This window comes from Actinomadura formosensis NBRC 14204, from assembly GCF_001552155.1.
Taxonomy (GTDB): Bacteria; Actinomycetota; Actinomycetes; order Streptosporangiales; family Streptosporangiaceae; genus Spirillospora; species Spirillospora formosensis.
The window spans coordinates 1-24,008 of the sequence record NZ_BCQQ01000111.1 but is presented as its reverse complement, the minus strand read 5'-3'; the positions used below and the strand labels follow the sequence as shown (position 1 = coordinate 24,008).

Below are 24,008 nucleotides of genomic sequence, written 5' to 3'. Positions count from 1 at the left end.
GTTTCCGTGGCCTCCGGGGGAGGTACGGCGTTGAGGTGGAGACGGGATTTGAACCCGTGTACACGGCTTTGCAGGCCGTTGCCTCGCCTCTCGGCCACTCCACCAGAATGAGACCTTCTGGGTCATAGCCTGAAAGGCCCCTCAGAGCGGAAGACGGGATTTGAACCCGCGACCCTCACCTTGGCAAGGTGATGCTCTACCCCTGAGCCACTTCCGCGTGCGCCTTGCGGCGACGGGGAAAACTTTAGCGCGTTGGAGGCCGTTCCCCAAACCGGGTTTCGCGGCGGGGGTGCGGGGATGCTTCGGCGGGTGTCGAAGGATGGGTCGCTTAGGGTCGGGGGCATGGGCTCGGAACATGTCCTGAGTGCGGACTTTGCGCCGGTGGCGGCGTTGCTGGCGGATCGGGCGCGGGCCGCGATGCTGACGGCGCTGCTGGATGGGCGTCCGCTGGCGGCGGGGGAGTTGGCGCGGACGGCGGGGGTCAGCGCGCAGACGGCGAGCGCGCATCTGGGGCGGCTGCTGGACGGCGGGCTGGTGACGGTGGTGAAGCAGGGCCGGCACCGGTACTACCGGCTGCGGGGGAGTGAGGTCGCGCTGGTCATCGAGGCGTTGTCGCGGATCAGCCCGCCGGTGCGGGCGCGGAGCCTGCGGCAGTCGCGGGATGCGCGGCGGCTGCACGAGGCGCGGACGTGCTACGACCATTTGGCGGGGGTGGCGGGTGTGGCGTTGTTCGCGGCGCTGGTGGGCGGCGGCCTGATCGAGGCGGACGGCGGGGACGCCTACGAGGTGACGGAGAAGGGTGAGGAGCGGCTGGGGGCGCTGGGCTTGGATGTCGCGGTGTTGCGGAGGTCGCGGCGGCGGTTCGCCTGGGGGTGCTTTGACTGGACGGAGCGGAGCCCGCATCTGGGCGGGGCGCTGGGCGCGGCGCTGACGGGCCGGATGATCGAGCTGGGCTGGTTCGAGCGGGGCTCGACGCGGCGGGCGCTGGTCGTCACCGACGTGGGGCACGGGGGGCTCGCGGATTCGTTCGGGTGTGTGCTGCCGTGAACTTCGCGTACGCGGGGGGTCTGCTGGCGACGGGGCTCGCCGAGGTGACGAGCGATCCGGCCGCGCTCGACTCCGGGGGCTGGTGGGCCGTCGTGGTGACCTACGAGGGGAAGGTCACGTGCGCCCGGTTCGAAACCGTCCGGCGTGCGCCTCATCCGGGGGGTGTGTGGGTCGCGCCGGGGGAGTGGACGAGTTCCCTGGACGAGGCCGCGTACGTCGCCGGAGTCGAGCGCATCCGGGAGGCGATCGCGGACGGCATCGTCTACCAGGCCAACCTCTGCCGCGTCCTGGAGGCGGGGTTGCCGGCCGGCGCCGAGATCGCGGGGCTCGGCGCGAGGCTGGCCGAACGCCACCCTGCGCCGTATGCGATGACGCTCAGCATCCCGGGACTGGAGGTCGCGTCCGCTTCGCCTGAGCTGTACCTGTCGAGGGACGGGGATGTGGTGGAGTCCCGTCCGATCAAGGGGACCGGCGAGACCCCCGGTGACCTGCTGCCCAAGGACCATGCCGAGAACGTGATGATCGTCGACCTGGTCCGGAACGACCTGGGACGGGTCGCGCGGGTCGGTTCGGTGACGGTGCCGGAGTTGTGCGTGCTCGAAGAGCATCCGGGGCTCGTTCACCTGGTGTCGACCGTCCGGGCGCGGGTGACCGGAGGCTGGCCCGGCCTGCTCGCCGCGACGTTTCCTCCCGGTTCGGTGACCGGTGCCCCGAAGTCGAGTGCGCTGAGGCTGCTGGAAGAACTCGAACCCGTCCCCCGGGGCCCGTACTGTGGGGCCATCGGCTGGGTGGACGCGGACTCCCGCCGTGGTGCCCTCGCGGTGGGCATCCGGAGTTTCTGGGCGGAGGGGGGCCTGCTCCGGTTCGGCACCGGCGCGGGCATCACGTGGGGATCCGATCCACATCGTGAATGGCGCGAGACCGAGCTGAAGGCGGCTCGGCTTTTGGAGGTGGCTTCCGGTGACGGCGCAGGCCAAGATCTGGCTGAACGGGGAACTGCTCGACCCTGAGCGGGCGACGGTGTCGGTCTTCGATCACGGGATGCTCGTCGGGGACGGGGTCTTCGAGACGGTGAAGGCGACGAACGGGGAGCCGTTCGCGCTGACCCGGCATCTGCGCCGGCTGGCGCGTTCGGCGGCCGGCCTCGGCCTGCCCGAGCCCGACCACGACGTCCTCGCCCAGGGCACCCTGGAGGTGCTGGCCGCCGCGCCGAAGTGGCCGCTCGCCCGGATCCGCATCACCTACACGAGCGGTCCGGGCCCGCTCGGTTCCGCGCGCGGTGACGCGGGCCCGACGGTGTCGATCATCGCCGGCCCGCAGGACCCGTTCCCCGCGACGGCGGACGTGACGGTCGTGCCGTGGCCGCGCAACGAGCGCGGCGCGCTGGCCGGCCTCAAGACGACGTCCTACGCGGAGAACGCCCTCGCGCTCGCCCACGCCAAGGAGCGCGGCGGCGGCGAGGCGATCTTCGGCAACACGGCCGGGAACCTGTGCGAGGGGACGGGCAGCAACATCTTCGTGGTCCTCGGCGGGCGGCTCGTCACGCCGCCGCTGTCGTCGGGCTGCCTGGCCGGGGTGACGCGCGCGCTGACGCTGGAGTGGTGCGGCGGCGAGGAGGAGGACATCGCGCTGGACGACCTGTACCGCGCGGACGAGGCGTTCCTGGTCTCCACGACCCGCGACGTCCAGCCGGTCCGGGCGGTGGACGGCACGGTCCTCCCGGCCGCCCCGGGCCCGGTCACCGCGAAGGCCATGGAGGTGTTCGCCGCCCGCTCCGCCGAGCTCATGGACCCCTGATCGAAAAGGACGGGGGACGGGGGACGGGGATGACCGTTCACCGGGGGCGCTGGAGCCTGGAAGACCGCCTTGAGCGGGGGCTCCGCGAACTGCCCTTCGACGTCCCGCCGGGTACGGCCTCGGTCACGGTCGAGCTGTCCTATGCGGAAGGTGTCATCGATCTGGGGTGCCATGGCCCCGGCGGGTTCCGCGGCTGGTCCGGCGGGGCGCGTTCCCAGTACGTGATAAGCGCCGTCCGGGCGACGTCCGGGTACTTGCCAGGGGAGCTTGAACCGGGCACATGGCACGTCTGGCTCGGGCTCCACCGGATACCGGCTGATCGTCCGGGAATGCACCATCTGGAGAGCCACGAGAGCGAGGTGATCGCACTGTGCGGGTAGCGGATTCCGAGATCGTCGTCGTGCCGCACACGCACTGGGACCGCGAGTGGTACCTGCCGTTCCAGCGCTTCCGGCTCCGCCTGGTGTCCCTGCTCGACGGCGTCATCGACCGGATGGAGGCCGATCCGCGCTGGCGCTTCACGCTGGACGGGCAGATGGCGGCGGTCGACGACTACCTGGAGGTCCGTCCCGAACGGCGGGACCGGGTGGCCGCGCTCGTCCGGGAGGGGCGGCTCGCCGTCGGGCCCTGGCAGATCCTCCACGACGAGTTCCTGTCCTCGGGCGAGAACATGATCCGCAACCTGGAACTCGGGATGCGGAACGCGGCGGAACTCGGTGCCGTGATGATGGTCGGCTACCTGCCCGACCAGTTCGGGCATTGCGCGCAGATGCCGCAGATCCTGAAGCTCGCCGGGATCGAGCACGCCTGCGTGTGGCGCGGCGTCCCCGGCCGCATCCGGACCTGCGCGTTCGCCTGGCAGGCACCGGACGGGACGGCGATCCGCACCCGCTACCTGCCGGAGGGCGGCTACGGCAACGCCGCGTCGATGTTCGAGGAGCCGGGGGAGCCCGGGGGCGGCGCGCCCGCGCCCGGCCGCGTCGCCGGGTTCGCGGCCGCGATGGGCCGCTGGTATCCGCACGGCGGCCCGCTGCTGGCCATGTACGGGGCCGACCACACCGCGCCCGCCGCGGACCTCCCCGACCGGATCGCCGCCGCCGGGTCCGCCATGCGCCTGGACACCCTCGCCGGCTACTTCGCGGGGGAGGACCCGTCCGTGGACGGCCTGCCGCGCGTCCGCGGCGAGCTGCGCTCGCACGCCCGCGCCAACATCCTGCCCGGGGTGATCTCCGCCCGCGTCCGGCTCAAGCAGCTGATGGGACGCGCCGAGCGGCTCGTCGAACGGTACGCCGAGCCGCTGACCGCGCTCTGGTACGCGGGCGACGCGCGCACGTTCCTCGACCTGGCCTGGCGCCGCCTCATCGAGGTGAGCTGCCACGACTCGGTCACCGGCTGCGGCTGCGACGAGACCGCCGAGCAGGTCGCGGCGCACATGGCCGAGGCCGAGCAGCTCGGACGCGCCGTCTGCGACCTCGTCACCGCCGAACTGGCCGCCTCCGCGCCGCTCGGCTCGCACCTGGTGTTCAACCCGACCCCCGCCCCGCGCACCGGCCTGGTCACCCTGGACATTCCGTGCGAAGGGGAGCCGGGGCTGGTGACGGGGGACGGGCGGCCGGTGCCCGTGCAGACGCTGGAGATCGCGCCGACCGTGCTGGACGACGCCGTCCACCCCGCCTCGGAGCTGCCGGTCCTGCTGGAGCGCGTGTACGGGCGGGTGCTGTTCGGGCAGGAGATCCGCGACTGGGCGGTGTCGCACCGGGACCGCGCGCTCACCTTCCACGTGACGTCCCGCGCCGACGTCCCGTTCGACATCGGTGCGGTGCGCGAGGCGCTGCGGGACGCCGAGGGGGAGTGGCGGGTCCGCATCCTGGCCGACCCCCGCCGCACGGTCGCCGCGCTCGTCGAGGTGCCGCCGCTGGGGCTGACGTCCGTCCGGCCCGTGCCCGCCGCGCGGGCCGGGAACGCTCCAGTGACGGTCCCGGTGACGGTGGACGGGAACGCCCTCGACAACGGCCTGCTGCGCGCCGATGTGCACGCCGACGGGTCGCTCGGGCTGCGCACCCCGTCCGGCCGCGTCGTCGAGGGCGTGGGGCGGATCGTGGACGACGGTGATCTGGGCGACTCCTACAACTACGCGCCGCCGGCCCACGACCGGATCGTCGGCGATCCGCTGACCGTGGACGTGCGACCCGTGCGGGCCGGGCCGCTGGTCGCCGTGCTCGACATCGTCCGGACGTACCGGTGGCCGGCCTCCGGTGACCTGGAGGCCGGGACGCGCTCGGACGACGAGGAGCACGTGACCGTCACCACCCGCGCCGAACTGCGCGCCGGTGAGCCGTTCCTGCGGCTGCGCGTCACGTTCGACAACCGCTGCGACGACCACCGTGTCCGGCTGCACCTGTCGCTGCCGCGCCGGGCGGGCTCGTCGTTCGCCGAGGGCCAGTTCGCGATCGTCGAGCGGGGGCTGAGGGCCGAGGGCGGCTTCGGGGAGCGTCCCGTGCCGGCGTACCCCGCGTCCGGGTTCGTCGCCGCGGGCGGCCTCGCCGTCCTGCTGGAGCACGTCACCGAGTACGAGATCTCCGGGTCGGGGCAGGAGATGGCCCTCACGCTGCTGCGCGCGGTCGGCCACCTGTCCCGGGACCGCAACACCTACCGTGACCAGCCCGCCGGCCCGCAGCTCGCGACCCCCGCCGCGCAGTGCCGCGGCGAGCGGGCGGTCGGGATGGCGATCATGCCCTACGACGGCGGACGGCCCGGAACCGAGGTGCTCCGAGCGGCCGAGGCGTACTGCCACGACCTTCTCACCGCCGCCGGATACGGGCACGCCTCCGTGCCCGCCCCGGCGTCCCGGGAGGGCGTCGCGATCACCGGGGACGGCGTGGTCATGACCTCGCTGCGCCCCCGCGACGGCTGGATCGAGACCCGGATGGTCGCCGAATGCGCCGAGCCCACCACGGCCGTCCTGCGCGGCGGCTTCACCGAGGCCGTCCGCGTCGACCTGCGCGGACGCCCCGGCGCCCGGCTCGACGTGCACGCCGGGACGGCGATGCTGGCGCTGCGGCCCTGGGAGATCGCGACCGTCCGGCTCCGGGCGTCCTAACGGGCGTTCCGGCGGGCGGCCTCGGCGGTGCCGCGCTCGCGCTGCGGCCCGCCGGTCGCCCCGGCCGCCCGGACCGCGTATGGCGCGGGCTCGGCGGTCTGCGCCGGATGCGCCGCGGCCGCCGCCATCGCCGCGCCCACGATGCCCGCGTTGTTCACCAGTTGCGCCGGGACGATCTCGGCCCGCACCCCCGTGATCCGCGGCAGGAAATGCTCGGACTTGCGGCTCACCCCGCCGCCGACGATGATCAGCGAGGGGGAGATCAGCGCTTCCAGGTGGGCCAGGTACGCGCTCAGCCGCTTCGCCCACGTGGACCAGCCGAGGTTATCCTCCGTGCGCGCCTTCGCGGACGCGCGCACCTCGGCGTCCTTCCCGTCGATCTGCAGGTGCCCGAACTCGGTGTTCGGGACGAGGACGCCGTCGGTGAACAGCGCGCTGCCGATGCCCGTCCCCAGCGTGAGCAGGACGACCGTGCCGCGCCGGTCGCGTCCCGCGCCGAACCGCAGCTCCGCCACCCCGGCCGCGTCCGCGTCGTTGAGCAGCGTGATCTCGCGGCCGGTGACGTCCGCGAGCAGGGACGCCGCGTCCACCCCGAGCCAGCGCCTGGACACGTTCGCCGCCGACATCGCCACACCGTCGATCACCACGCCGGGATAGGTGACGCCGACCGGCCCGTCCCACCCGAAATGCTCCACGATCCGGGCGAGGACCTTCGCGACCGGCTTCGGCCTGGCCGGGTGCGGCGTGGCGATCCGGAACCGGTCCCGCGTGAACGAGCCGTCGGACAGGTCGACCGGCGCCCCCTTGATCCCCGACCCGCCGATGTCGATCCCCAGCATCTCCCTTGCCATGCCGACACTCTGCCCGATCTTGGGTGCGCTAAGAGCCCTCGACGAATTGCAGGCCGACCACACCGATCAGGATGAGCGCGAGGAACGCCACGCGGATCGGCGATGCGCTCTCGTTGAGCGCGATCATGCCGACCAGCGCGACGCCGAGCGCGCCCACCCCGACGAAGACCGCGTAGGCGGTGCCGACCGGCAGGGTGCGCAGCGACAGCGACAGCATGACGACGCTGAACAGCGCGACCGTGAGGCCGATGACGGTGGGCCAGAGCTTCGTCAGGCCGTCGGACTCCTTCAGGGCCGTCGCCCAGACCAGCTCCATCAGCGATGCGATCAGCAGGAAGACCCAGGCCATACCATGCCCCCATTATCCGGAGAAAACTCCGCTTGAGATTAACCGGAGAATGTTCCGGATACAACCGTGAACCGGAGTGCGCTCCGGTAGCCTGCCCGAGCACATCCCCGGGACGGAGGCCGACATGCGGGACCTGCCGGTCGCGGGCCGCCCGCCCGCCGAACGCGCCGACGCCGCCCACAACCGCCGCCGGATCCTGCGCGCCGCCGCCGAGCTGATCGCCGAGCACGGCGTCGACGCGCTGTCCATGGACGAGGTCGCGCGGACCGCCGGCGTCGGCGTCGGCACCGTCTACCGGCGCTTCGGCGACCGCGCCCGGCTCGTCTACGCGGTGATCGACGACCGCGAGCGCGACTTCCAGGCCGCCTTCCTGCACGGCCCGCCGCCCCTCGGCCCCGGCGCGTCCCCGCCCGACCGTCTGCGCGCGTTCCTGCACGCCCTCGCCGACCGCACCGAGGCGCAGGCCGACCTGCTGGTCACGGCCGAGGCCGACCCGCCCGGCGCCCGCTTCCGGGACGGCTCATACGAGCTCTACCACATGCATGTGGCCATGCTGCTCGGCCGGATCCGTCCCGGCGCCGATGCCGCCTACCTCGCCGACGCGCTCCTGGCGCCCCTCGCCGCCAACCTGTTCGTCCATCAGCGGCGCACCCGCGGGATGCCGCTCGACCGCATCAAGGCCGGCCTGGACGCGCTGGCCGACGGCCTGCTCACGTCCTGAACCGGACGCACTGTGACCAATCAGTCCAAAACCTATATCGGGAAGGGGGCGAACCGTCACACTGGGGACGTGAACGACTTTGATCTCCTCGTGCTCGGGTCCGGGCCCGGCGGGCAGCGCGCGGCCATCGCCGCCGCCAAGCTGGGCCGCAAGGTCGGCATCGTCGACCGCCACGAGATGATCGGCGGCGTCTGCATCAACACGGGGACGATCCCGTCCAAGACGATGCGCGAGGCCGTGATGTACCTGACCGGCCTCAACCAGCGCGAGCTCTACGGGCAGAGCTACCGGGTCAAAAACGAGATCACCGTCGCCGACCTCGGGATGCGGACCCAGCACGTCATCGGCCGGGAGACCGACGTCGTCCGCAACCAGCTCGCCCGCAACCACGTCACCGTCCTGCCGGGCACGGGACGCTTCCTGGAACCCAACGTCATCGGGATCACCGGCGCCGGGGGCCGCGAGCGGAGGGTCACCGCCGACCGCATCGTGATCGCGACCGGCACCCGCCCGGCGCGGCCCGACACCGTCGACTTCGACGACCGGACGATCATCGACTCCGACGGCATCATCCACATGGACCGCATCCCGGAGACCATGGTCGTCGTCGGCGCGGGCGTCATCGGCATCGAGTACGCCTCCATGTTCGCCGCCCTCGGCACCAAGGTCACCGTCGTCGAACGCCGCGAGCGGATGCTGGACTTCTGCGACCTGGAGATCGTCGAGGCGCTCAAGTACCATCTGCGCGACCTGGCCGTCACGTTCCGGTTCGGCGAGTCGGTCGCGTCCGTCGAGCGGATGCCGGACGGGACGATCACCGTCCTGGAGAGCGGCAAGCGCATCCCCGCCGACACCGTGATGTACTCGGCCGGACGGCAGGGCATGACCGGGGGCCTCGACCTGGACGCCGCCGGGCTCACCGCCGACCACCGCGGCCGCATCAAGGTCGACGACGACTACCGCACCGACGTCCCGCACATCTACGCGGTCGGGGACGTGATCGGCTTCCCGGCCCTCGCCGCCACCTCGATGGAGCAGGGCCGCCTCGCCGCCCACCACGCCTGCGGCGAGCCCGTCTCGGAGATCCACGAGACCCAGCCCATCGGCATCTACACGATCCCCGAGATCAGCTTCGTCGGCCGCACCGAGGACGCCCTCACCGAGGCCAAGGTCCCCTTCGAAGTGGGCGTCTCCCGCTACCGCGAGCTCGCCCGCGGCCAGATCATCGGAGACTCCTACGGGATGCTGAAGCTCCTCGTCTCACCGGAGGACCGCCGTCTCCTCGGCGTCCACGTGTTCGGCACCGGGGCCACCGAGCTCGTCCACATCGGCCAGACGGTCATGGGCTGCGGCGGCACCGTCGACTACCTGGTCAACGCGGTGTTCAACTACCCGACCCTGGCCGAGTCCTACAAGGTCGCCGCCCTGGACGCGATGAACAAGATGCGCCACGTCGCCCGCCTGTCCGGCTAGGACGGCCAGAGCAGGTTCTCCAGCTCGGCGTCGATGTCGATGAACTCGCTCTCTTCCCCCGCGGGCACGGCCTGGTAGGTGCGGTGCAGGAAGTCGGCGAGCGGCGACAGCGGCACCTCGAACAGCGCGTCCCCGAACGGGGACGACAGTGCGAGGTTGAGCGCCCCGTCGTCGTCGGCCGGCCAGACCTCGACGTCCCCGTCCCCGACCCGGCGCACGATGCCGACCGTGAGGAGCTCCCGGGCGAAGATCCACTCCACCGGCTCGTCGTCGCCCACGTAGAAGGCCATCCGGATCGCATACGGGTCGTCGGCCGCGTACTCCAGCCCGGCGAGCAGAGGGACGGTCGTGCGGTCGGGGACGACGAGACGAAGGCCCAGCTGCGCTGAGACGGTGGTACTGCTGTTCATGGCCATTCCCTCTTACGTCGGTCCCGCTGGCTCGCGGGTGCTCCGGTGGGTGGTTCTCCCCCTCCCGACATCCCCGCGATCTATGACGCCTAACTGCCTGATCTCGGCGGAACATTCCGGCGTCCCCGGCCTTTGTGATCCATCTCACCGTAGCAAAACCAGCGTCTGACCTGCGCAAAAGCGGATCTTGCGGAACCCTGGAGACGCCCTGCCTGCCCCCAATGCAGGACGAACCGCGCGCTCTCCGACGTCCCGCGAGCTGGGCTTCTCGCCTAAGGTAAATCTGTGGCAATCAATCACGAAAAGGTCGCCCCGCCCCCGGGGGAACCGGGACCGTTCCACCGCTTCCGCGAGCTGGTGCGACGCAACCCGCTCCTCAACACCGCCTGGCGCCTCGGCGTCTTCACCGTCGGCGCGGCCGTCCTCACCGGCGGCCTGGTCATGATGGTCACCCCCGGCCCCGGCCTGCTCGGCATCGTCATCGGCCTGGCGATCCTCGCCACGGAATTCGCCTGGGCCCAGCGCGCCCTCCACCGCGCCAAGACCGCCGCCGACCGTGCCAAGGAAAAGGCCCTGGACCCCCGCAAACGCCGCCGCAACACCGTCCTGGGCACCCTCACGGCCGTCCTCGTCGCCGCCGCCGTGGCCGCCTACCTGGTCGTCTACGGCGTCACCCTCCCCTGGAACATCGACGACCCCACCTTCTGGACCTGACGCCCCCGCGCTCGATGCGCGGCGACCCCCCAACATGCGCTAGAGTTTCCGACGTCGGCCCCGCCGAGCGGCGGCCACCAGGGCGATTAGCTCAGTGGGAGAGCGCTTCGTTCACACCGAAGAGGTCACTGGTTCGAACCCAGTATCGCCCACCTTATAGGTCTTATTAGAACCCTGGACCAGTTCTATGCGGTCCAGTAGGAGCCGCAGACTAGAAGCGTCAGCAGGGCCGCCTCCCCCACGGGAGGCGGCCCTGCTGACGCTGTCGGGCTGTGTGGAGGTGATGGAGGCTCCCGGGTCGGGCTTGTCGGTGGCGGCCTGCCGTCGGGCCTCCTGGAGGCCGTGGAGGCGAGCGAAGGGCTGCTGCAACTGGTTCCCGGCGACGTCCTCCTCTTCGACGTAGATCGCATGGAAGACCGCCTGGTTGAGCAGCCGGCGCTGGTGGTCGTCGCAGCGCTGGTAGAGCGTGTGGGGGTCTTCCAGCAGCCGCAGGCAGATGTCGATCAGGCGGGCGCTGTCGGACAGGTCCTCATTGGTGACGGTGAGGCGGTCCCTGAGTCGCTGCCGGTGGCGTTCGATCTGGCGAAGCTTGGTCTTGATCTTGGCTTGAGCGGCACCGCTGGTTGCCAGCTCGATCAGGTTGTCCTCTTGGGTGTCCAGGGCCTGGAGTTCTGTGGTGAGCTGCTGCCTGAGCAGCCGGGCGTCATGTTCTTCGTCGGCGATGGCCTGGTTGATGTGCTCGCGAACCTCGGCGATGAAGGCAGAGGAGAAGCGGATCTGGCGATAGTGCTCGGCGACGGCTTCTTCTATCCGGTGAGTGCCGATGTGCGGAGCGGTGCAGGATCCGTCGCGACGGCGACGGCAGAAGAAGTAGCTGTACTGGCTGCCGTCATGTTTGACGACCTGCTGGATGACCAGACGTTGGGTGACGCCGTTCTTCCAGCAGTAGCCGCAGAACACGGTTCCCTTGAGGTAGTGATGGTGAACGCGCCGACGCTCCCCGGCGACCGCGTGGGCCTCCAGGATGTCCTGGACGTGCTCGAAAAGGTCTTCATCCACCAGCGGCTCGTGGCGGCCCTCGATCTCCTCACTGTCGTAGGTGACGTAGCCGAGGTAGTACCGGTCCCGCAGTATCTGCGACAGCCTGCTCTCTGACACCTGGCGCGCGGGCCGACGTGGTGTCGGACGGGTGCGCAGGCCGCGGTCGTAGAGTTCTTCGTTGAGGTCTGCCAGAGTCCAGTCACCGGTGGCGTAGAGCTCAAAGGCGAGGCGGATCAGAGGAGCGCGCTCAGGGTCGGTGGCTACGGTGCGGATCTCCTTGCCGTCGAGGAAGCGGCGGACATTGAGGTAGCCGAGGGGCGCACGGCCGACCGTGCCGCCGTTGAGGGCCTTGTTGCGCATCTTGTTCTTGATGTCCTGGCCGTTGAGGCGGACCTGGACTTCGTTGAAGATGTCGGTGATGGCCTCCATGGCGTCGGCCATGATGCCCTCGCCGAAGTCCTCGTGGGCGGAGATGACCTTGACGCCGAGCTTGGCCAGTTCGCGTTTGATGAGCGCGCCGTCGGCGAAGTTGCGGAACGCGCGGGAGCGCATGTCCACGACGACGTAGTCGATGTCGCGGTTCCGGACGATGCGCCGCAGGAGCCGTTGGAACTCGGGCCGTCCAGCGATGCTCTGCCCCGAGCTGCCGGGCTCGATGTACTCATCGACGTTGGTCAGGCCCAGTGCTTGCTCCTTGGCGCTGGTGGCCTTGCGCTGGGAGTCGATGCTGTTACCGTCGGCTACCACATCGGAGTCGGTGTCCATCTGGCGGCGGGAGGAGACGCGCAGGTAGCGGACCGAGCGTTTGCCCGGCGCAGTGGAGAGGTCGGTTGCCGACTCTATTTCATCGAGCAGTTCGGGAGTAGGCGATGCCAGGTGGTCGTTGGGGTTGTACGGTGTGAAATGGGAATCGTCGTAGGCACTTGTCATACCGGCCCTCCTTTCGCGGTTTCCTGGTGGAGTCGTCTGTGTGATACTAGGCTCGGGGAGAATGCCCTTCTCACACGGCTCTCCTTGCTGTGTGTGGTTGTATGTGGGTGTCGTTGACGGCAAAACTGACGGCAATACAGCCGAACTTCCACGTACGTGCACGTGTTTGTACGGCCTGATTTATAGAGGTCAGACGCTCTTGCAAGGTGGTCTCATTTGGCCTGAAGAGCCTTGTGTCCCCAGTTCGAGTCTGGGAGGAGCCACCAAAGAAAGTACCCATCCCATCGGGGGTGGGTGTTTTCTTTTCTTGGGACTCTGAGGCTGCCGAAGTGCCTACGGATGCGGTTTGACGGCAACTCTGACGGCAACGCCCCCTGTTAGCCGCTGCCGAGAACAAACGCTCCTCAACTTTTTGCAGTGCGTTGCGCTTGCTGGCGATATCTACGTGCTCGTAAATACCCGTCGTTCGAACGTCGCCATGACCGAGGATCGCTTGGATGTCGCGGGAGTGGACTTGCAGGCTCTTTTGTGTCGTGGCGTTGCTGTGTCGCAGTCCATGTATGGTGATGCGCCGTAGATTGTGTTGCTTGCAGATTCGCATGAAGGATCGCGCGAGATTGTGGGATTCGAGAGGCCGACCGGTGCGGGTAGTGAAGACCAGTTCGTTCTCGTCGTTAGTGCCTTGCCAGCCTCTGCCGGCATTGAATATAGCTTCTCCCTGATCCTTGCGCTGGCGCAGGATCGCTGCTCGAGCCTGTGCAAGCAAAGGTTCGTCTCGTTCGCTCGATTCCGTCTTGAGCTCAACCTGCTCGAGTTTGCCATTAATTCGCTGTACCTGCTGGCGGATATGGAGTACACCGTGGTCGAAATCCACGTCGCGCCATCTAATGCCAAGGACTTCGCCGCGGCGCAGGCCGTAGAGCGCGAGCAGTACGAAGGCGGGGTAGAGCGGGTCGGAGCTAGCTGCGTCAAGGAATCGTATGGTCTCATCTGGTGTCCAGTGTTCAGCCTCGCGGGACTTGTACCGTGGAAGCTCAACCAGGCGGGCGACGTTTCGAGTAATCATCTCCTGGCGCATGGCATAGGTGAGAGCGGCGCTCAGTACCTTGCGTGTTTGGTGGATCGTGGCGACCGACTTTCCGTCGGCGAGGAGGTCATCGAGAAAGTTCTGCACAATCCGTACGGTCAGGCTATCCAGACGGTGGTGGCCGAGGGTTGGCTTAATATGAAGGCGTACGACCGTCTCGTGTCTCTTCAAGGTGAGAGGGCGGCGCTTTTCTCGCTCCAGCCAGAAGTCTAGGTATTCGCCGACCTTCCATGTTCGCTCGGATGGAAAGACTCCTCGTCCGGCATCTTCGATTACCTTAAGGAGCTTCTCGCGCGCTTCCTGTCGAGTATTTCCATATACTCGAACCCGTTTTCGCCTGCCACTCGACGTCGGCAGCATGATGGCACACTCGTAGCGTCCATCCACCCTCTGATATATGGTGCCTTCACCGTTAGCTCGTTTACCTGACATCGGTACCTCCTTCCCGTAGTTCCTTGATCAGGTCTTGTAGATCGTCCGGGGTGACGAAGCGTCTTCGGTCGATGCGCACTGTCTTCAACCGGCCATCGTTGATCATCCGGTAGATCTGCCAGCGGCTGACACGCAGCGCCTCGCATGCTTCGGGGATGGTGAGAAGAAGCGGCGGGGGCGGGCTTGTATTAAGAGTGTCGTTCATAGGATGCCTCCTTCCGTTCTTGTGTTGATATGGGATTGAGCACCTGGTGAGCGAAGTGGTCGGCCAGGGCATGCCAATCGGCCTCTGTGAACCGTGTGGTCTGCCGCTGTAAGGGATGGTCGATGATTCGCTTGATTTGATGCAGTAGCGTAAATGCGCGCTCATCGTCGGGGTCGTCTTTGCGTACGTGGATATGCCAACGATGCCCGTTCCAGAAAGACAGGCCGGCCGCTGGCAGGTCGGCGATGTATTCCACTGTGATGTTTGAAAACATGTCCGGCATGTAGTCGGGAAATTGGCGGGCGGGGCCGGGGAGGGCTCCGCGCAGTACGCGTGCCTGTGCTTCGGCGACGTGGCGCATGCCTTTCATCGAGTATGCGCGGTTGCGGCCGAGGCTGCGAAGAGCGGCCAGGAGGGCCTCCTTGGCAGGTGCGGTGCTTTGCTTGGTTGCTTCTATCGTCTTCTCCTTTCTCCCACTCGGATTTTAAAGATTTGACGGTGTCTCAATTTCGTCTTCAAGGTCGACGGGGCCGCCGGGGTCGAGTGTGCTTTCATCTAGAAGGCGTTTGATGTATTCCTCGACCAAGATGGCTTTCTCTTCCAGGGCGTCGCCGTAACGCACCCGTAGGTAAGTGCTGATGTTCGGCAACTCGGAAGGGGTTATGTATCCGGCTGCGGCGAACATCTCACTTGTTGGCACATCGAGAGCAGATGCCAGCGATCTGAGTGTCTCGGGCATCGGGGAGGTTTTTCCCTGTTCTAGCCGAGTGAGAACACTCGGGTTAATGTCGGCCTTTCTCGCTAATTCGCGAATGCCGAGCCTTTGCTGTCGCCGCAGATCTTGAAGGTAGCTGCTGAATCTCTTTGGCGCGTCGTGTTTCATGTCTGTTATTGTCTCCTTTGTTTGCTTTCCTATTTTACCTCCATTGTTGCTTAAAAGCACCATTTGTTGACAATTCTACAACGTGGTCGGCGACTACTCTGTGCGACGAGTTGAGGGCGGTCAGGAGCCTTCGCTCGATCCCTGTTCGAGGTGCGTTGACAGGAAATGGGCAAGACGCTCTATCCATTCGTTGATGTCTCGGTTCTTCCAGGTTCGGCTCTGTAGTTGACGGCATTCGTTCAACAACCCGTCCGCGTTGATGTCGCCGGTTTTGGCGAAGCGGTGCATCTCGGAATCTTTCGGAAGCGTGAAGGCGAGCAACCCGGCAAGGGTTCTGGCGTCTTCCCGGGAGATCGCTTCGCCGTTGGCATCAGATTCCATGAACCCCAGTTGAAGGTAGGCGCTAAGCTCCTCCAGGCTTGTGCTCTCAATCGGGGTTTCGGATGCGGCCTTGCTGAGGTTCTCGTTGATGGCAAGCTCCGCTGCAGGGTCATCTGAACTTCTTTGGATATAAAAGCGCATGAGGATGATCCATGTGGTTATTTCTGGGTCGTGCCTGCGAAGTTCGGCGAGTTCACTCAACATCGCTTCTTTGTTGAACCGCCCGGTGATCGCAAAGTGGTGCAGTTCGCCAGTGGTCGGCTCGACACGGAGGTTGGCCAATGCGCGAGCGACCGCTTGTGCGCCCCACTCCGGGATTTCTCCGCCGTTTGCTTCGACTTCGGCGATGACACCTTGGATGAAACTTCTAAGCGTTTCTTCTTGCGGGATGGCTCCGGTGAGATCGATCTCTCCGGGTTCGAGTTGTTCGTCTTCGGGTCCTCGCGGACTCTCGTCGGGTGAGTTAAATGGTTTTTCCATGGGAGTTCCTCCTTTCATGGTGAGTGGTTGGTTTACGTGGAGTCGGTGTCCTGGCCGGCGGCCCAAAGGGATCAGCTCACCGATCTTTATCGGGAAGATTGCGGACGTATGCCTCAAGCCAGCCTGCCCACTCCTGAGCGAGGTCGTCGTGCGGCGGGTTGGAAAATTCGGCAAGTTCGCGGAGGAGGGCCGCGCGATCTGCTCTTCCTGTGATGGCGTAGTGGTGTAGCGCGCCGCTGAAGGGATCATCGCGCTCGTCGGCCAGAGCGCGGGCGAGGGTTCGCGCTCCCCATTCGGGGACAATGCCGTTGTCTTCTTGGGCTTCGCCGATGGCGTCGTAGATGACGTCGCAGAGTGCATCGTCTTGTTCGATCATGCCGGTCATGTCGATGATGCCCTTCTCGAACTGCTCAAGCTCCGGACCGATCGGCTCATCGTCCCTTGATCTGCGCGGCGGTAATTCCATAGGTGTCCCTCCTTTCTGTATTTACTGGTGGACGTCCGGCGTGGGGCTGTTCGCCGGCGGATCCGGTCTGTCTCCCGCGATGAGGCGGTGGAACCCCTCGACGGTGACGACGTGGAACAGGCCGGGCTGTACGGCTTTGTCGGCCGCCAGGGCGGACTCAAGGGCCTCCTGGCGGGCTGGGGCGGGGACGACCCAGGCGACGGCCGGAAATAGGCCGTGGCGGGCTTGGTGGGCGCCTGTGGCGGCGTACCGCTGGTAGACCTTGGCCTTGCGCACGACCTCCGGCGGATGCTCGGTGGCGCGGTCGGCTTCCAGGAACCAGTGGTCCTCGAACTCGCCGCTGGCGGTGATGGCGAACAGGTCGGGCCTGAGCCATTCGAGCGTGCCGTGCGGGCTGACGAAGGATCGCCAGCACTGCGGCTCGGCCTCAAGGCGCACAAGCTCGATGTCGCCTTGGTCGCGGAACTCGTGGAGCTGGATGGCAAGCTCGGCCACGGCCAGTGTGTGGGCGACGAAGGCGCTGGAGGGTTCGACGTAGCGGCGGCGCTTGGTCTCGCCGTGCATGCGGCGCAGCAGGCGTTCGCCGGTGGAGGCGAGCTGCCAGGTGATCCCGGAGGAGCCTGCGCGTACCCCGCCGATGCGTCGAGCAAGGCGGGCGATCAGGCCGTGCTCTTCCAGCCTGGTGAGTACCCGCATGGTCGCGCCGGACGCTGCCCCGAGCGAGGCGTGGCCGTGGGTGAAGTGCAGCCGGCGGATGTGCGCCGTGGTGAGGAGGCGATAGGTCCGCAGGGACTCCAGGACCGCAAGGTCGCGCTCTGAGAGCCGGTCCAGCAGGGCGGTGATGTCCTGAGGACTCATCGGGCACCTCCTGATCGCCTGGTGAGCCGGCGGACGCCAAGCTGGCGTTCTTGACCCCCGGATTGGGGGTCAGTCCCATCCCTAAGGGGTGGGGACATCGCCGTTGAGCTGGGGGAACGGGGAGAAGTGGAGGTCGCGAACAGTCGGGCGAAGACAGGGGCGAACAGTCGGTTCGGTACAGGGCGTAGCTGGTTCATCGCTGCCTTCGCTTTCGGCCAATACGTCCCACGCCGGTGTCAGCCGCTTGCTCTTGCGGCTGAGAACGAGGCTCGTCCTGGTGCGCGCTCTCGGCGTCCTGGTCGGGCTGCTCTGCTGGAGCGGCGTAGCGGGTACGGCTGGCCTCCCAGACCCGCTGGGGGTCAGTCGTGACGGGTGGTGGTGGCAGCGTCTTGACCAGCGCCCAGCCGGAGGGGAGGCCCTCGGCGACGAGGTTGGCGTAGGCGTGGAAGCGCGGCAGCGCGAGGAAGTCCTCGGCGGACAGGTCACGGCTGAGCTTGGCGGTGTCGCGGGCGTCCTCGTACTCGGTGGCGAACACGACCTTGCTTCGGGCGTTCATGTCCACGGCCGTGCGAAGCGCGGACGGGAACTGGCTGCGGAACTGAGCGGCCAGGAACCAGCCGACCGACAGTGACCGGGATACCGCCAGCGCGTCCGCCAGCGAGACGGGCAGGTTCAGGAATCGGGGTGCCTCGTCGACGTACACCACGCCGGGCTGTTTGTCGGCATCTGGTTCGTTCGCGCGTTCCTGGGTCGCCTGCCACAGGTCGGCGATGGCCAGACTGCCGAGCAAGCTGGCCGTACCCGGCCCGATGAGTCCCTCGTTAAGAGGAATCAACACGATCTTGTTCTCACGGAACATGTCACGCAGTCGAAACGTACGCGAACGCTGATCAAGCATCCGGATTAGCGCCGGGCGGAGGAGGAACTGACGCAGTTTGTTCAGCGGCGGGGCGATGGCCGCAGCTTGTGCCTGGGGCGACTGTGCTTCGTACCAGGCCCAAAAGCCGGCCAGTGCCATGTCGCCTTGAATGCGGCCGACCAGGCGGCGGCGGAATCGCGGGTCGGTGAGCAGGCGCGGCAGATCCACGAGCGTTGCCGGCCGTTTCGGCGTGCTGGCCCTGGCGAGGGTACGCAACCCTGCGGAGAAGATGTCGGCCGTCCGGGGACCGTACCCGTCGGCGAAGACGGCTTCGAATACGGCCAGGATGCCGTCGACCACCACGTCGGGGTCCCGGCCGGCGACGTCGAGGGGATTGAAACCGACCGGCCGTTCGTCGCTGGCGTCCAGGATGACGACGTCGTCGAGGCGGTGGTCGGGGATACGGCTGGCGATATCGGTGATGAGCTGCTTTTTGGGGTCGAGCACGGCCACCGGGCGTCCGGCGTCGATGTCGGCCATGATCAGGTGCAGCAGCGCATTTGTCTTGCCGGAGCCGCTCGGCCCATACGCCACCGCGTGGAACGTCTGGTCTCCCGGCGAGATGCCGACCAGACGGTCGTCACCAGGGGCGGCACTCTGGGCGAAGACGCGTGAGCCGGTATGCACGGCAGAGGCCGGGCGGAGCGGTTTCGGGTGCGCGGCTGGCAGACCCGGGAAATCCCCCTCGCCGATCGGCCAGCCCAGAAGCCCGACCAGTTCCGGCGCACTCAGGTGCAGCGGCCACCGCCACGGCAACTGGACGTCGTTGAGGGCCTTGGCTTTCTGCCGCACCAGATCGATGCGAACGCCGGGACTCCGCGCTGTGGACAGCGCACCGAGCAGACCCATGATGAACCGTCGCCGCCGGCCGCGGTCCGGACTCGCCGCCCCGATGCGGATGGTCACCGCAAAACCCGCGTGCGCCAAGCGGTCCCGAAGCCGGCCGCGGGTCTCGCTGCTGGCCGGGCGCTCACCCCGGGTCAGCGTGTCGAAAAGCGTGGTCTCTGGATCCGGCGCATTCGCCGGAACGGTCCGGGGAGAACGACGCGGCCCGAGAACGACCTGGAGCACGGCAATCTCGTGCTCCCTCAACGGAGAAGCCATCGCCGAGAGCACCGCCCTGGTGATGACCTCCGGCCGGTCGGCACGAAGCGGCAGACCGCCCGGGCTGACCTTCACCCGGCCCACGGCGTCGACATCGCGACGCGCCGGCGCCGAGGTGAGCAGACTGCCGGGCACCAGGTCACTCAGCAGACGCCGCAGGACATGGACATCTGTCGCATGAGACCCGAGAAGGTGCCGTACGCCGTCGTGGTCGGCGCGCAGTTCCAGCGCCACCCGCGGCGCGTCCCGATCGGACGCCAGCCGGGTGAGGAACGCCGTCACCGCCGCCGCGTCGAGCGGCCGGGGCAGGTGGAGTTGGGAGAACACCAGTTCGCTGGTGCTAGGCATGTGCCGCGCCTCCCTTCTGCGGCTTGCCGGATGAGGTGGCCGCTGGGGGCGTTCGGCGAGCGGCTTGCTCGGCCTGGGCCTCGCGTTCGGCCTCGGCCATCGCCAGGGAGATAAGGGCGCGGGAGAGCTTGCGAATGTCTGGTGGATCGTGCCGGACACTCCGCACTGAGATCCGGCGATCCTTTTGCTGCCTCCTGTTCGTCTTACGGTTTCGCTTTGATGTCAAACATCACCTCCTTTCTGATTGCGTGTTGCCCAAAAGCAACGGGTTGCACCCCTCCACTTATTGTTGATTTTGGGCAACACGTCAACCCTCGTTGTCAATTCCGCTACGTCCTACCTCTGAATACACATGACAGGGGTAGGTGCTACCAGCGGGAGCGCCGCCACCGGACAACGGCGGCGGCGATCCAGACGGTTGCGGCGAGCGCGAACCCGGCGATCAGCCAGGGCAGGATGGGGCGGAGAAGCGTGATGGCGACGTTGAGTGCGATCACCGCACCTAGCAGCAGGACGCTGGCACGGAAGACCCACGCGAACGGGTTGGGGGCGGGCTTTTTTTCGCCGCTCATGACCGGGCTACCTGTCCTTCTTGGTCCGGTCGCTGGGCACGGGGTAGCCGGGGATCGAGATGTCGGCGTCGATCTGGTTGCCCCAGACGAACCACGGAGCCGTGCTCGACGGCCGACGCCGTGCGAACAACTCCAGGTAGGGACCCGGCGAGACGCGCTCGATGACGGCGAACTGCTCCTCGGGCTTGTGGGAGTGGTCCTGCATCGGCGCGTTGATCCAGGTGGGCTGGGACCGGAAGTTCACCGGCGCCCGCCCCCGCGTGGCGAACAGCAGGTGCTCGGTCGAGTTACGCAGGTAGTTGCCCAGGCCCAGGCAGAACTTGACCCACGTCAGCGGGCTGCGCACCGTGAAGCCCCAGGCTTCGGCGACGTCGTAGCCGTGCCGCAGCGTGGCGTTGGTGACCCACAGCCACAGGTGGGCGTTGTCCTCGGCCAGGTCAGCCACCGGCATGGCCTTGATGCGCTCCAGACCCATGAGGGGGTAGTGACGCTCCGCTCCACGGCCGCCCTTCTGCTGGATGTCCCAGGGCGGGTCGGCGAGGATGGTGCGGAACTTCTGCGGGATGTTGGACGGGGCGGGTGTGGTCGTGGATACCTCCATGCAGATTTTCTCCTTTCCGATCCTGATGCTCAGGACCTGACCCTTGTTATGAGGGTTGGCGTGAGTCTTGGAAATCGTCGGTCCGGTCGAATCTCCGGACGAACATTCGACCGGACCGACGCTCTCCGTCTCTGGCGGCACTGCCGCTTCTATGGGTGTGCCGGTAGGGGGACGTGTCGTTGTGGAATGGACGACATGCCGCGTGGCTATCTCACGGTGCGGCTGTGATACGGGCGCCCGGTCGATGAGTGACCAGGCTTGCGAAAAGTGCCCGCGCCACCACGCCAGGAGGCGAGTCGTGGCTGATGGACGAGACGGTGGTCCACTGGTCGAGCACCCCCGCGGGGAGCCGGGAACCAAGGACGACGGCGTGGACGCGGCCGGGGAATGCCGAGAGGCGAGACAGCGCCTCGGCCGGGTCGATATCGAAAAGCTGGAAGTCGGAGAACACCACCAGTGTCGCCTCATGACCAGGGTGCGCCTCGGCGATCTCATGCGCCCGCTCAAGGCTGGGCCCGAGTTCACTCGTCCCTGCGCCGTCGACGGGCGGGCGCAGCCCCCTGCGGAGCCTGATGAGGCCGGGGCGGGTGAGGGGCGTGGGCCCCACTTCACCGCTGGAGGGGGTGTCGAAGTGGACGATCGCGGCGAGTTCATGGTGCGAACCCTTCCGTGCCACTGCCGAGAAGGCCCGCCTCACCTCGGCGTACCGATTCGACAGCGGATCGTTCCCCCTGAGACCGATCACCGAGCCGGAGTCATCGAAGACAGCGATGAGCAGCGTCGGCACTGGCGAGGGACGACCCGGATGACCGAGCCGGTAGTTCGGCCCGGGGTCTTTGGCCGGCCTGCCCGGCTCGGTTGAGCCGAGCAGGTGGCCGGGCAGAAGAGCGCTCGGAAGCAGCCTGTCGTCCTTGGTCACGCGGCACCGCCGTTCCGGCGCGCACGGCGGCCGATCACGCCGCTTTGCTCACCGGCCGCAAAGCCGTGGCCGAACACCTGCGGGTTGCGCCGCTGCGCCCGCCATGACAGCGACTCCACGCGCTTGCCGGCGGCCTGCCCGCGGAGCTGGTGCTCCTGATGGATGGAGCGCGCTGTTTCATCGGCCTGCGCACGGATCTTCAACGCCGGAGACCCGGCGAGCTTGAGGTAATACTTGTCGGCCTTACGCACCCGTTTGGCGTGCGCGGCGATCTGATCGGCCACCTCATCGGCAGCGGCATAGCTCAGCAGCCCCGAGCCAATGGCCGTGGCCGCGGCGAGCAGCCCGAAGGTCAGCCCCGAGGCGCTGCCCTCGATCCCGGCGCGCAGGCTGTAGATGGCGACCGCCAGCAGAGCCGCAATGAACAGCGACAGCAGGCCGATCAGCTTGACCAGCGGAAGCCCGAGGTCCTGGCCGGCGAACAACCGCTGATAACGCTGCTCATCCTTGCTCAGCGACTCAGGATCACGCTGCCGGGTGCGAGCCATGCGGATGTACTTCAGCTCCGCGCCGACCAGTCCCGCGCACGCCGCCGCCAGGCCCGAGGCCAGCGCGATGCCAAAGGCGATGTAGACGACGTCGCCGTTGGTGACCGCCGCCGACCACACGCCCGCCGTGTCGCCGAGCCACAGCACCATCCAGCAGATCCAGTACCGCAGCTTGGCACCGGGCTCACGCCGGACGTACGGCGCGAGCACCCGCAGGGCGTGCTGGTGATCGGCACGGGCTTCGCGTACCTCTGTCTCCTGGTGGGCCAGCAGCGTTTCGACGGCGGCGGCCTGGTGGTCGAGGCCCCGGGCCGACACCTGGTGTCGGCGAGCCTCGGCCTCGCCCTTAGCCGGCCAGCTCACCTCCTGCTCATCGGCCAGGCAGCGGTACTCCTGCTCGACGTAGCTGGTACCGAAACTGGAAGGGCGGGGGTGCCCGTCGACTTCGTCCAGCCGGGGCAGGGCGACCGCGTCGGCCTCCCACGTCCAGGCGTCGACCGCTCCCGCCGGGGAGGCCGTACCGAACCCCCGGAACCGATCCACGACGCTCATCGGCCGCCCGCCGCGGTGTAATCGGTGACCGACACACACTGCGCGGCACCCGTCTTGCGGCAGAGCGTGTCGTAGTACTGGGCGAGCCCCTCCACGACGTCCGACCGGGGCGGCGACCCGGCCGTGCGGCCCAGACCGGCGACCGTGACGACCGCGCCGGGCAGCTTCGGCACGTTCGTCTTACCCGCTAGCTCAGCGGCCTTCTGCTTGCCCAGCGCCCGGTTGATCTTGACACCGACCGTCTGGAAGCCGTCCGTCAGCAGATACAGGTGCAGTTGGAACCGGCCGCCGAGCTGCCCGATCCACTCAGAGCCCAGGCGGTACTGCGCGATGATGTCGCTGGCGCTGTGCGGCATCGACTTGGCCGCGGGTCCGTACGCCCGGCCGATCGTGTCCATGGTCTGGCCGACCACCCGAGGCGCCTTCTTGAGACGCGCGTTCTCGGTCGCGCCGTCCAGGTGCAGCGGACCATCGAACAGCACCGTGGTGTCCGCGCTGGAGACGGCGAACAGGGACACCCGCAGGTAGCCGGAGCAGATGGCCGTGCGGCGGGCGATCGCCTCGACGGCCGCCATCCGCTCCTTGACGATGGCCTCGGACAGGCTGGAGCCCGAGACGTCCAGCTCCACCAGTGAGGCGGGCGGCTTGCCGTGATCGCAGCCGGCGAGGACGGCCTTGTCCTGGGCCAGCTGTCCGTGCGGCGACGAGGCGGTGCCGCAGGCGGCGAGGGTAGCGGCAGCGGCGATCGTGGCGCCGATGCTAATGACCTGGCGACGATGGCTCTTGTACATGAAGAACCTCCAATTCTTGATTTGGGGGAGTGGACGAGAAGGGGTGCTGAGGACTTCGTGATGAAGACGGCGTCCCCAGCACCCGTACCGAATTAATTACGACTGCGGCGTGACTGCCTGGGGCACCGTCATGTGCCGCCGCTTCTGCTCGATGCGGTTACCTCGGCGCTGCTTCGTCTCGTTGACGATGGGAAGTTCGGCGGGCTCAGCGGGCCGGCGCCGAAGCGCCCAGGCGAGACGGCGAAGATCGCGCCGCTGCTGATTGAGCTGGGTTTCGTCACGGTTGTGCATGAGCCGGGTGTAACGGGTTCGAGGCATGAAGAGCTCCTTCCTATGGAGTGAATGCAGTGCTCGCTATGCGGGGAAGTGCATTCGGAGGTGAAGCCAGGGCCGGGAATAAGATGGGAGGTCCTGGCGAGCCCCGGTTAG

At 67.7% G+C, this 24,008-nt stretch carries 26 protein-coding genes and 3 tRNA genes; 9 read left to right on the top strand and 20 right to left on the bottom strand.

Features of this window, described 5'->3' with window-relative positions; translation table 11 throughout:
- Positions 1 to 33: 33 nt before the first annotated feature.
- Both AF1_RS24730 and AF1_RS24725 read right to left on the bottom strand, forming a co-directional pair.
- Positions 34 to 104: transfer RNA gene (locus tag AF1_RS24730), tRNA-Cys, on the bottom strand.
- A gap of 41 nt (positions 105 to 145) precedes the next feature.
- Positions 146 to 217: transfer RNA gene (locus AF1_RS24725), tRNA-Gly, on the bottom strand.
- Positions 218 to 342: 125 nt separating this feature from the next.
- Between AF1_RS24725 and AF1_RS24720 the strand changes: the two genes are divergently transcribed.
- Genes AF1_RS24720 through AF1_RS24700 form a run of 5 tightly spaced genes read left to right on the top strand, consistent with a single transcriptional unit; the run spans position 343 to position 5,944 of the window.
- A complete protein-coding gene (locus AF1_RS24720) occupies positions 343 to 1,047 on the top strand; it encodes an ArsR/SmtB family transcription factor (RefSeq protein WP_067803978.1) in 705 nt (234 codons plus the stop codon).
- The gene (locus AF1_RS24715) at positions 1,044 to 2,057 is read left to right on the top strand and encodes a chorismate-binding protein (RefSeq protein WP_242608991.1); all 1,014 of its coding nucleotides are present in this window, start codon (positions 1,044 to 1,046) and stop codon (positions 2,055 to 2,057) included. Before AF1_RS24720 ends, AF1_RS24715 begins: the two co-directional genes overlap by 4 nt.
- Positions 2,008 to 2,844 carry an aminotransferase class IV gene (locus AF1_RS24710; RefSeq protein ID WP_067803973.1) on the top strand — a complete coding sequence of 279 codons (837 nt, stop codon included), beginning with the start codon at positions 2,008 to 2,010 and terminating at the stop codon, positions 2,842 to 2,844. Before AF1_RS24715 ends, AF1_RS24710 begins: the two co-directional genes overlap by 50 nt.
- A 29-nt stretch (positions 2,845 to 2,873) precedes the next feature.
- Positions 2,874 to 3,224, top strand: a complete 351-nt coding sequence (locus AF1_RS24705) for a hypothetical protein (RefSeq protein WP_067803971.1) — start codon at positions 2,874 to 2,876, stop codon at positions 3,222 to 3,224.
- Complete coding sequence (locus AF1_RS24700; RefSeq protein WP_067803969.1) at positions 3,215 to 5,944, top strand: glycoside hydrolase family 38 N-terminal domain-containing protein; 2,730 nt, start codon at positions 3,215 to 3,217, stop codon at positions 5,942 to 5,944. Before AF1_RS24705 ends, AF1_RS24700 begins: the two co-directional genes overlap by 10 nt.
- Here AF1_RS24700 and ppgK read toward each other — a convergent pair.
- Both ppgK and AF1_RS24690 read right to left on the bottom strand, forming a co-directional pair.
- The gene (ppgK, locus tag AF1_RS24695; protein ID WP_084263302.1) at positions 5,941 to 6,795 is read right to left on the bottom strand and encodes a polyphosphate--glucose phosphotransferase; all 855 of its coding nucleotides are present in this window, start codon (positions 6,793 to 6,795) and stop codon (positions 5,941 to 5,943) included. The two genes, AF1_RS24700 and ppgK, sit on opposite strands and share 4 nt — an antisense overlap.
- A 28-nt stretch (positions 6,796 to 6,823) precedes the next feature.
- Complete coding sequence (locus AF1_RS24690) at positions 6,824 to 7,144, bottom strand: DMT family transporter (RefSeq protein WP_067803967.1); 321 nt, start codon at positions 7,142 to 7,144, stop codon at positions 6,824 to 6,826.
- A 76-nt stretch (positions 7,145 to 7,220) separates the two neighbouring features.
- On the opposite strand from AF1_RS24690, the gene AF1_RS24685 reads away from it, so the two are divergent.
- The gene (locus AF1_RS24685; RefSeq protein WP_242608992.1) at positions 7,221 to 7,865 is read left to right on the top strand and encodes a TetR/AcrR family transcriptional regulator; all 645 of its coding nucleotides are present in this window, start codon (positions 7,221 to 7,223) and stop codon (positions 7,863 to 7,865) included.
- A 69-nt stretch (positions 7,866 to 7,934) separates the two neighbouring features.
- Entirely contained in the window at positions 7,935 to 9,338 is a 1,404-nt protein-coding gene (sthA, locus tag AF1_RS24680) for a Si-specific NAD(P)(+) transhydrogenase (protein ID WP_067803965.1), read from the top strand.
- Here sthA and AF1_RS24675 read toward each other — a convergent pair.
- Complete coding sequence (locus AF1_RS24675) at positions 9,335 to 9,748, bottom strand: SsgA family sporulation/cell division regulator (RefSeq protein WP_067803963.1); 414 nt, start codon at positions 9,746 to 9,748, stop codon at positions 9,335 to 9,337. The two genes, sthA and AF1_RS24675, sit on opposite strands and share 4 nt — an antisense overlap.
- Positions 9,749 to 10,033: 285 nt before the next feature.
- Between AF1_RS24675 and AF1_RS24670 the strand changes: the two genes are divergently transcribed.
- Positions 10,034 to 10,462, top strand: coding sequence for a TIGR02611 family protein (locus AF1_RS24670; protein ID WP_067803960.1), 429 nt, complete (start codon positions 10,034 to 10,036; stop codon positions 10,460 to 10,462).
- Between the two features lie 80 nt (positions 10,463 to 10,542).
- Positions 10,543 to 10,614: transfer RNA gene (locus AF1_RS24665), tRNA-Val, on the top strand.
- On the opposite strand, the gene AF1_RS37100 is transcribed toward AF1_RS24665, so the two are convergent.
- The 15 genes from AF1_RS37100 to AF1_RS24595 form a co-directional block, all read right to left on the bottom strand.
- On the bottom strand, positions 10,574 to 12,433 hold the full coding sequence (locus AF1_RS37100; protein ID WP_084263303.1) for a recombinase family protein: 1,860 nt from the start codon (positions 12,431 to 12,433) through the stop codon (positions 10,574 to 10,576). The genes AF1_RS24665 and AF1_RS37100 overlap by 41 nt on opposite strands.
- A 70-nt stretch (positions 12,434 to 12,503) precedes the next feature.
- Positions 12,504 to 13,952, bottom strand: coding sequence for a tyrosine-type recombinase/integrase (locus AF1_RS33680; protein WP_084263301.1), 1,449 nt, complete (start codon positions 13,950 to 13,952; stop codon positions 12,504 to 12,506).
- Complete coding sequence (locus AF1_RS34780) at positions 13,942 to 14,157, bottom strand: helix-turn-helix domain-containing protein (protein WP_131732915.1); 216 nt, start codon at positions 14,155 to 14,157, stop codon at positions 13,942 to 13,944. Before AF1_RS34780 ends, AF1_RS33680 begins: the two co-directional genes overlap by 11 nt.
- The gene (locus AF1_RS34775) at positions 14,141 to 14,518 is read right to left on the bottom strand and encodes a hypothetical protein (protein WP_131732916.1); all 378 of its coding nucleotides are present in this window, start codon (positions 14,516 to 14,518) and stop codon (positions 14,141 to 14,143) included. Before AF1_RS34775 ends, AF1_RS34780 begins: the two co-directional genes overlap by 17 nt.
- Before the next feature lie 123 nt (positions 14,519 to 14,641).
- Positions 14,642 to 15,040: a helix-turn-helix domain-containing protein gene (locus AF1_RS33670; RefSeq protein ID WP_165488447.1), complete on the bottom strand. Its 399-nt coding sequence runs from the start codon at positions 15,038 to 15,040 to the stop codon at positions 14,642 to 14,644.
- Between the two features lie 120 nt (positions 15,041 to 15,160).
- Positions 15,161 to 15,901 carry a hypothetical protein gene (locus tag AF1_RS34770; protein ID WP_131732917.1) on the bottom strand — a complete coding sequence of 247 codons (741 nt, stop codon included), beginning with the start codon at positions 15,899 to 15,901 and terminating at the stop codon, positions 15,161 to 15,163.
- A 76-nt stretch (positions 15,902 to 15,977) separates the two neighbouring features.
- Complete coding sequence (locus AF1_RS24635; protein WP_067803942.1) at positions 15,978 to 16,367, bottom strand: hypothetical protein; 390 nt, start codon at positions 16,365 to 16,367, stop codon at positions 15,978 to 15,980.
- 21 nt (positions 16,368 to 16,388) lie between these two features.
- The gene (locus tag AF1_RS24630) at positions 16,389 to 17,225 is read right to left on the bottom strand and encodes a replication-relaxation family protein (protein ID WP_067803940.1); all 837 of its coding nucleotides are present in this window, start codon (positions 17,223 to 17,225) and stop codon (positions 16,389 to 16,391) included.
- A gap of 193 nt (positions 17,226 to 17,418) precedes the next feature.
- On the bottom strand, positions 17,419 to 19,596 hold the full coding sequence (locus tag AF1_RS24625) for a type IV secretory system conjugative DNA transfer family protein (RefSeq protein ID WP_067803937.1): 2,178 nt from the start codon (positions 19,594 to 19,596) through the stop codon (positions 17,419 to 17,421).
- Between the two features lie 368 nt (positions 19,597 to 19,964).
- The gene (locus tag AF1_RS24620; RefSeq protein WP_067803934.1) at positions 19,965 to 20,168 is read right to left on the bottom strand and encodes a hypothetical protein; all 204 of its coding nucleotides are present in this window, start codon (positions 20,166 to 20,168) and stop codon (positions 19,965 to 19,967) included.
- Positions 20,169 to 20,175: 7 nt separating this feature from the next.
- Complete coding sequence (locus AF1_RS24615) at positions 20,176 to 20,769, bottom strand: MT-A70 family methyltransferase (protein ID WP_067803931.1); 594 nt, start codon at positions 20,767 to 20,769, stop codon at positions 20,176 to 20,178.
- 211 nt (positions 20,770 to 20,980) lie between these two features.
- Complete coding sequence (locus AF1_RS24610; RefSeq protein ID WP_131732918.1) at positions 20,981 to 21,688, bottom strand: hypothetical protein; 708 nt, start codon at positions 21,686 to 21,688, stop codon at positions 20,981 to 20,983.
- Positions 21,685 to 22,788, bottom strand: a complete 1,104-nt coding sequence (locus AF1_RS24605; protein WP_131732919.1) for a hypothetical protein — start codon at positions 22,786 to 22,788, stop codon at positions 21,685 to 21,687. Before AF1_RS24605 ends, AF1_RS24610 begins: the two co-directional genes overlap by 4 nt.
- Positions 22,785 to 23,579, bottom strand: a complete 795-nt coding sequence (locus AF1_RS24600; protein ID WP_067803923.1) for a hypothetical protein — start codon at positions 23,577 to 23,579, stop codon at positions 22,785 to 22,787. The genes AF1_RS24605 and AF1_RS24600 overlap by 4 nt, the downstream gene beginning before the upstream one ends.
- A gap of 96 nt (positions 23,580 to 23,675) precedes the next feature.
- Entirely contained in the window at positions 23,676 to 23,897 is a 222-nt protein-coding gene (locus AF1_RS24595; RefSeq protein WP_131732920.1) for a hypothetical protein, read from the bottom strand.
- Between the last annotated feature and the right edge of the window lie 111 nt (positions 23,898 to 24,008).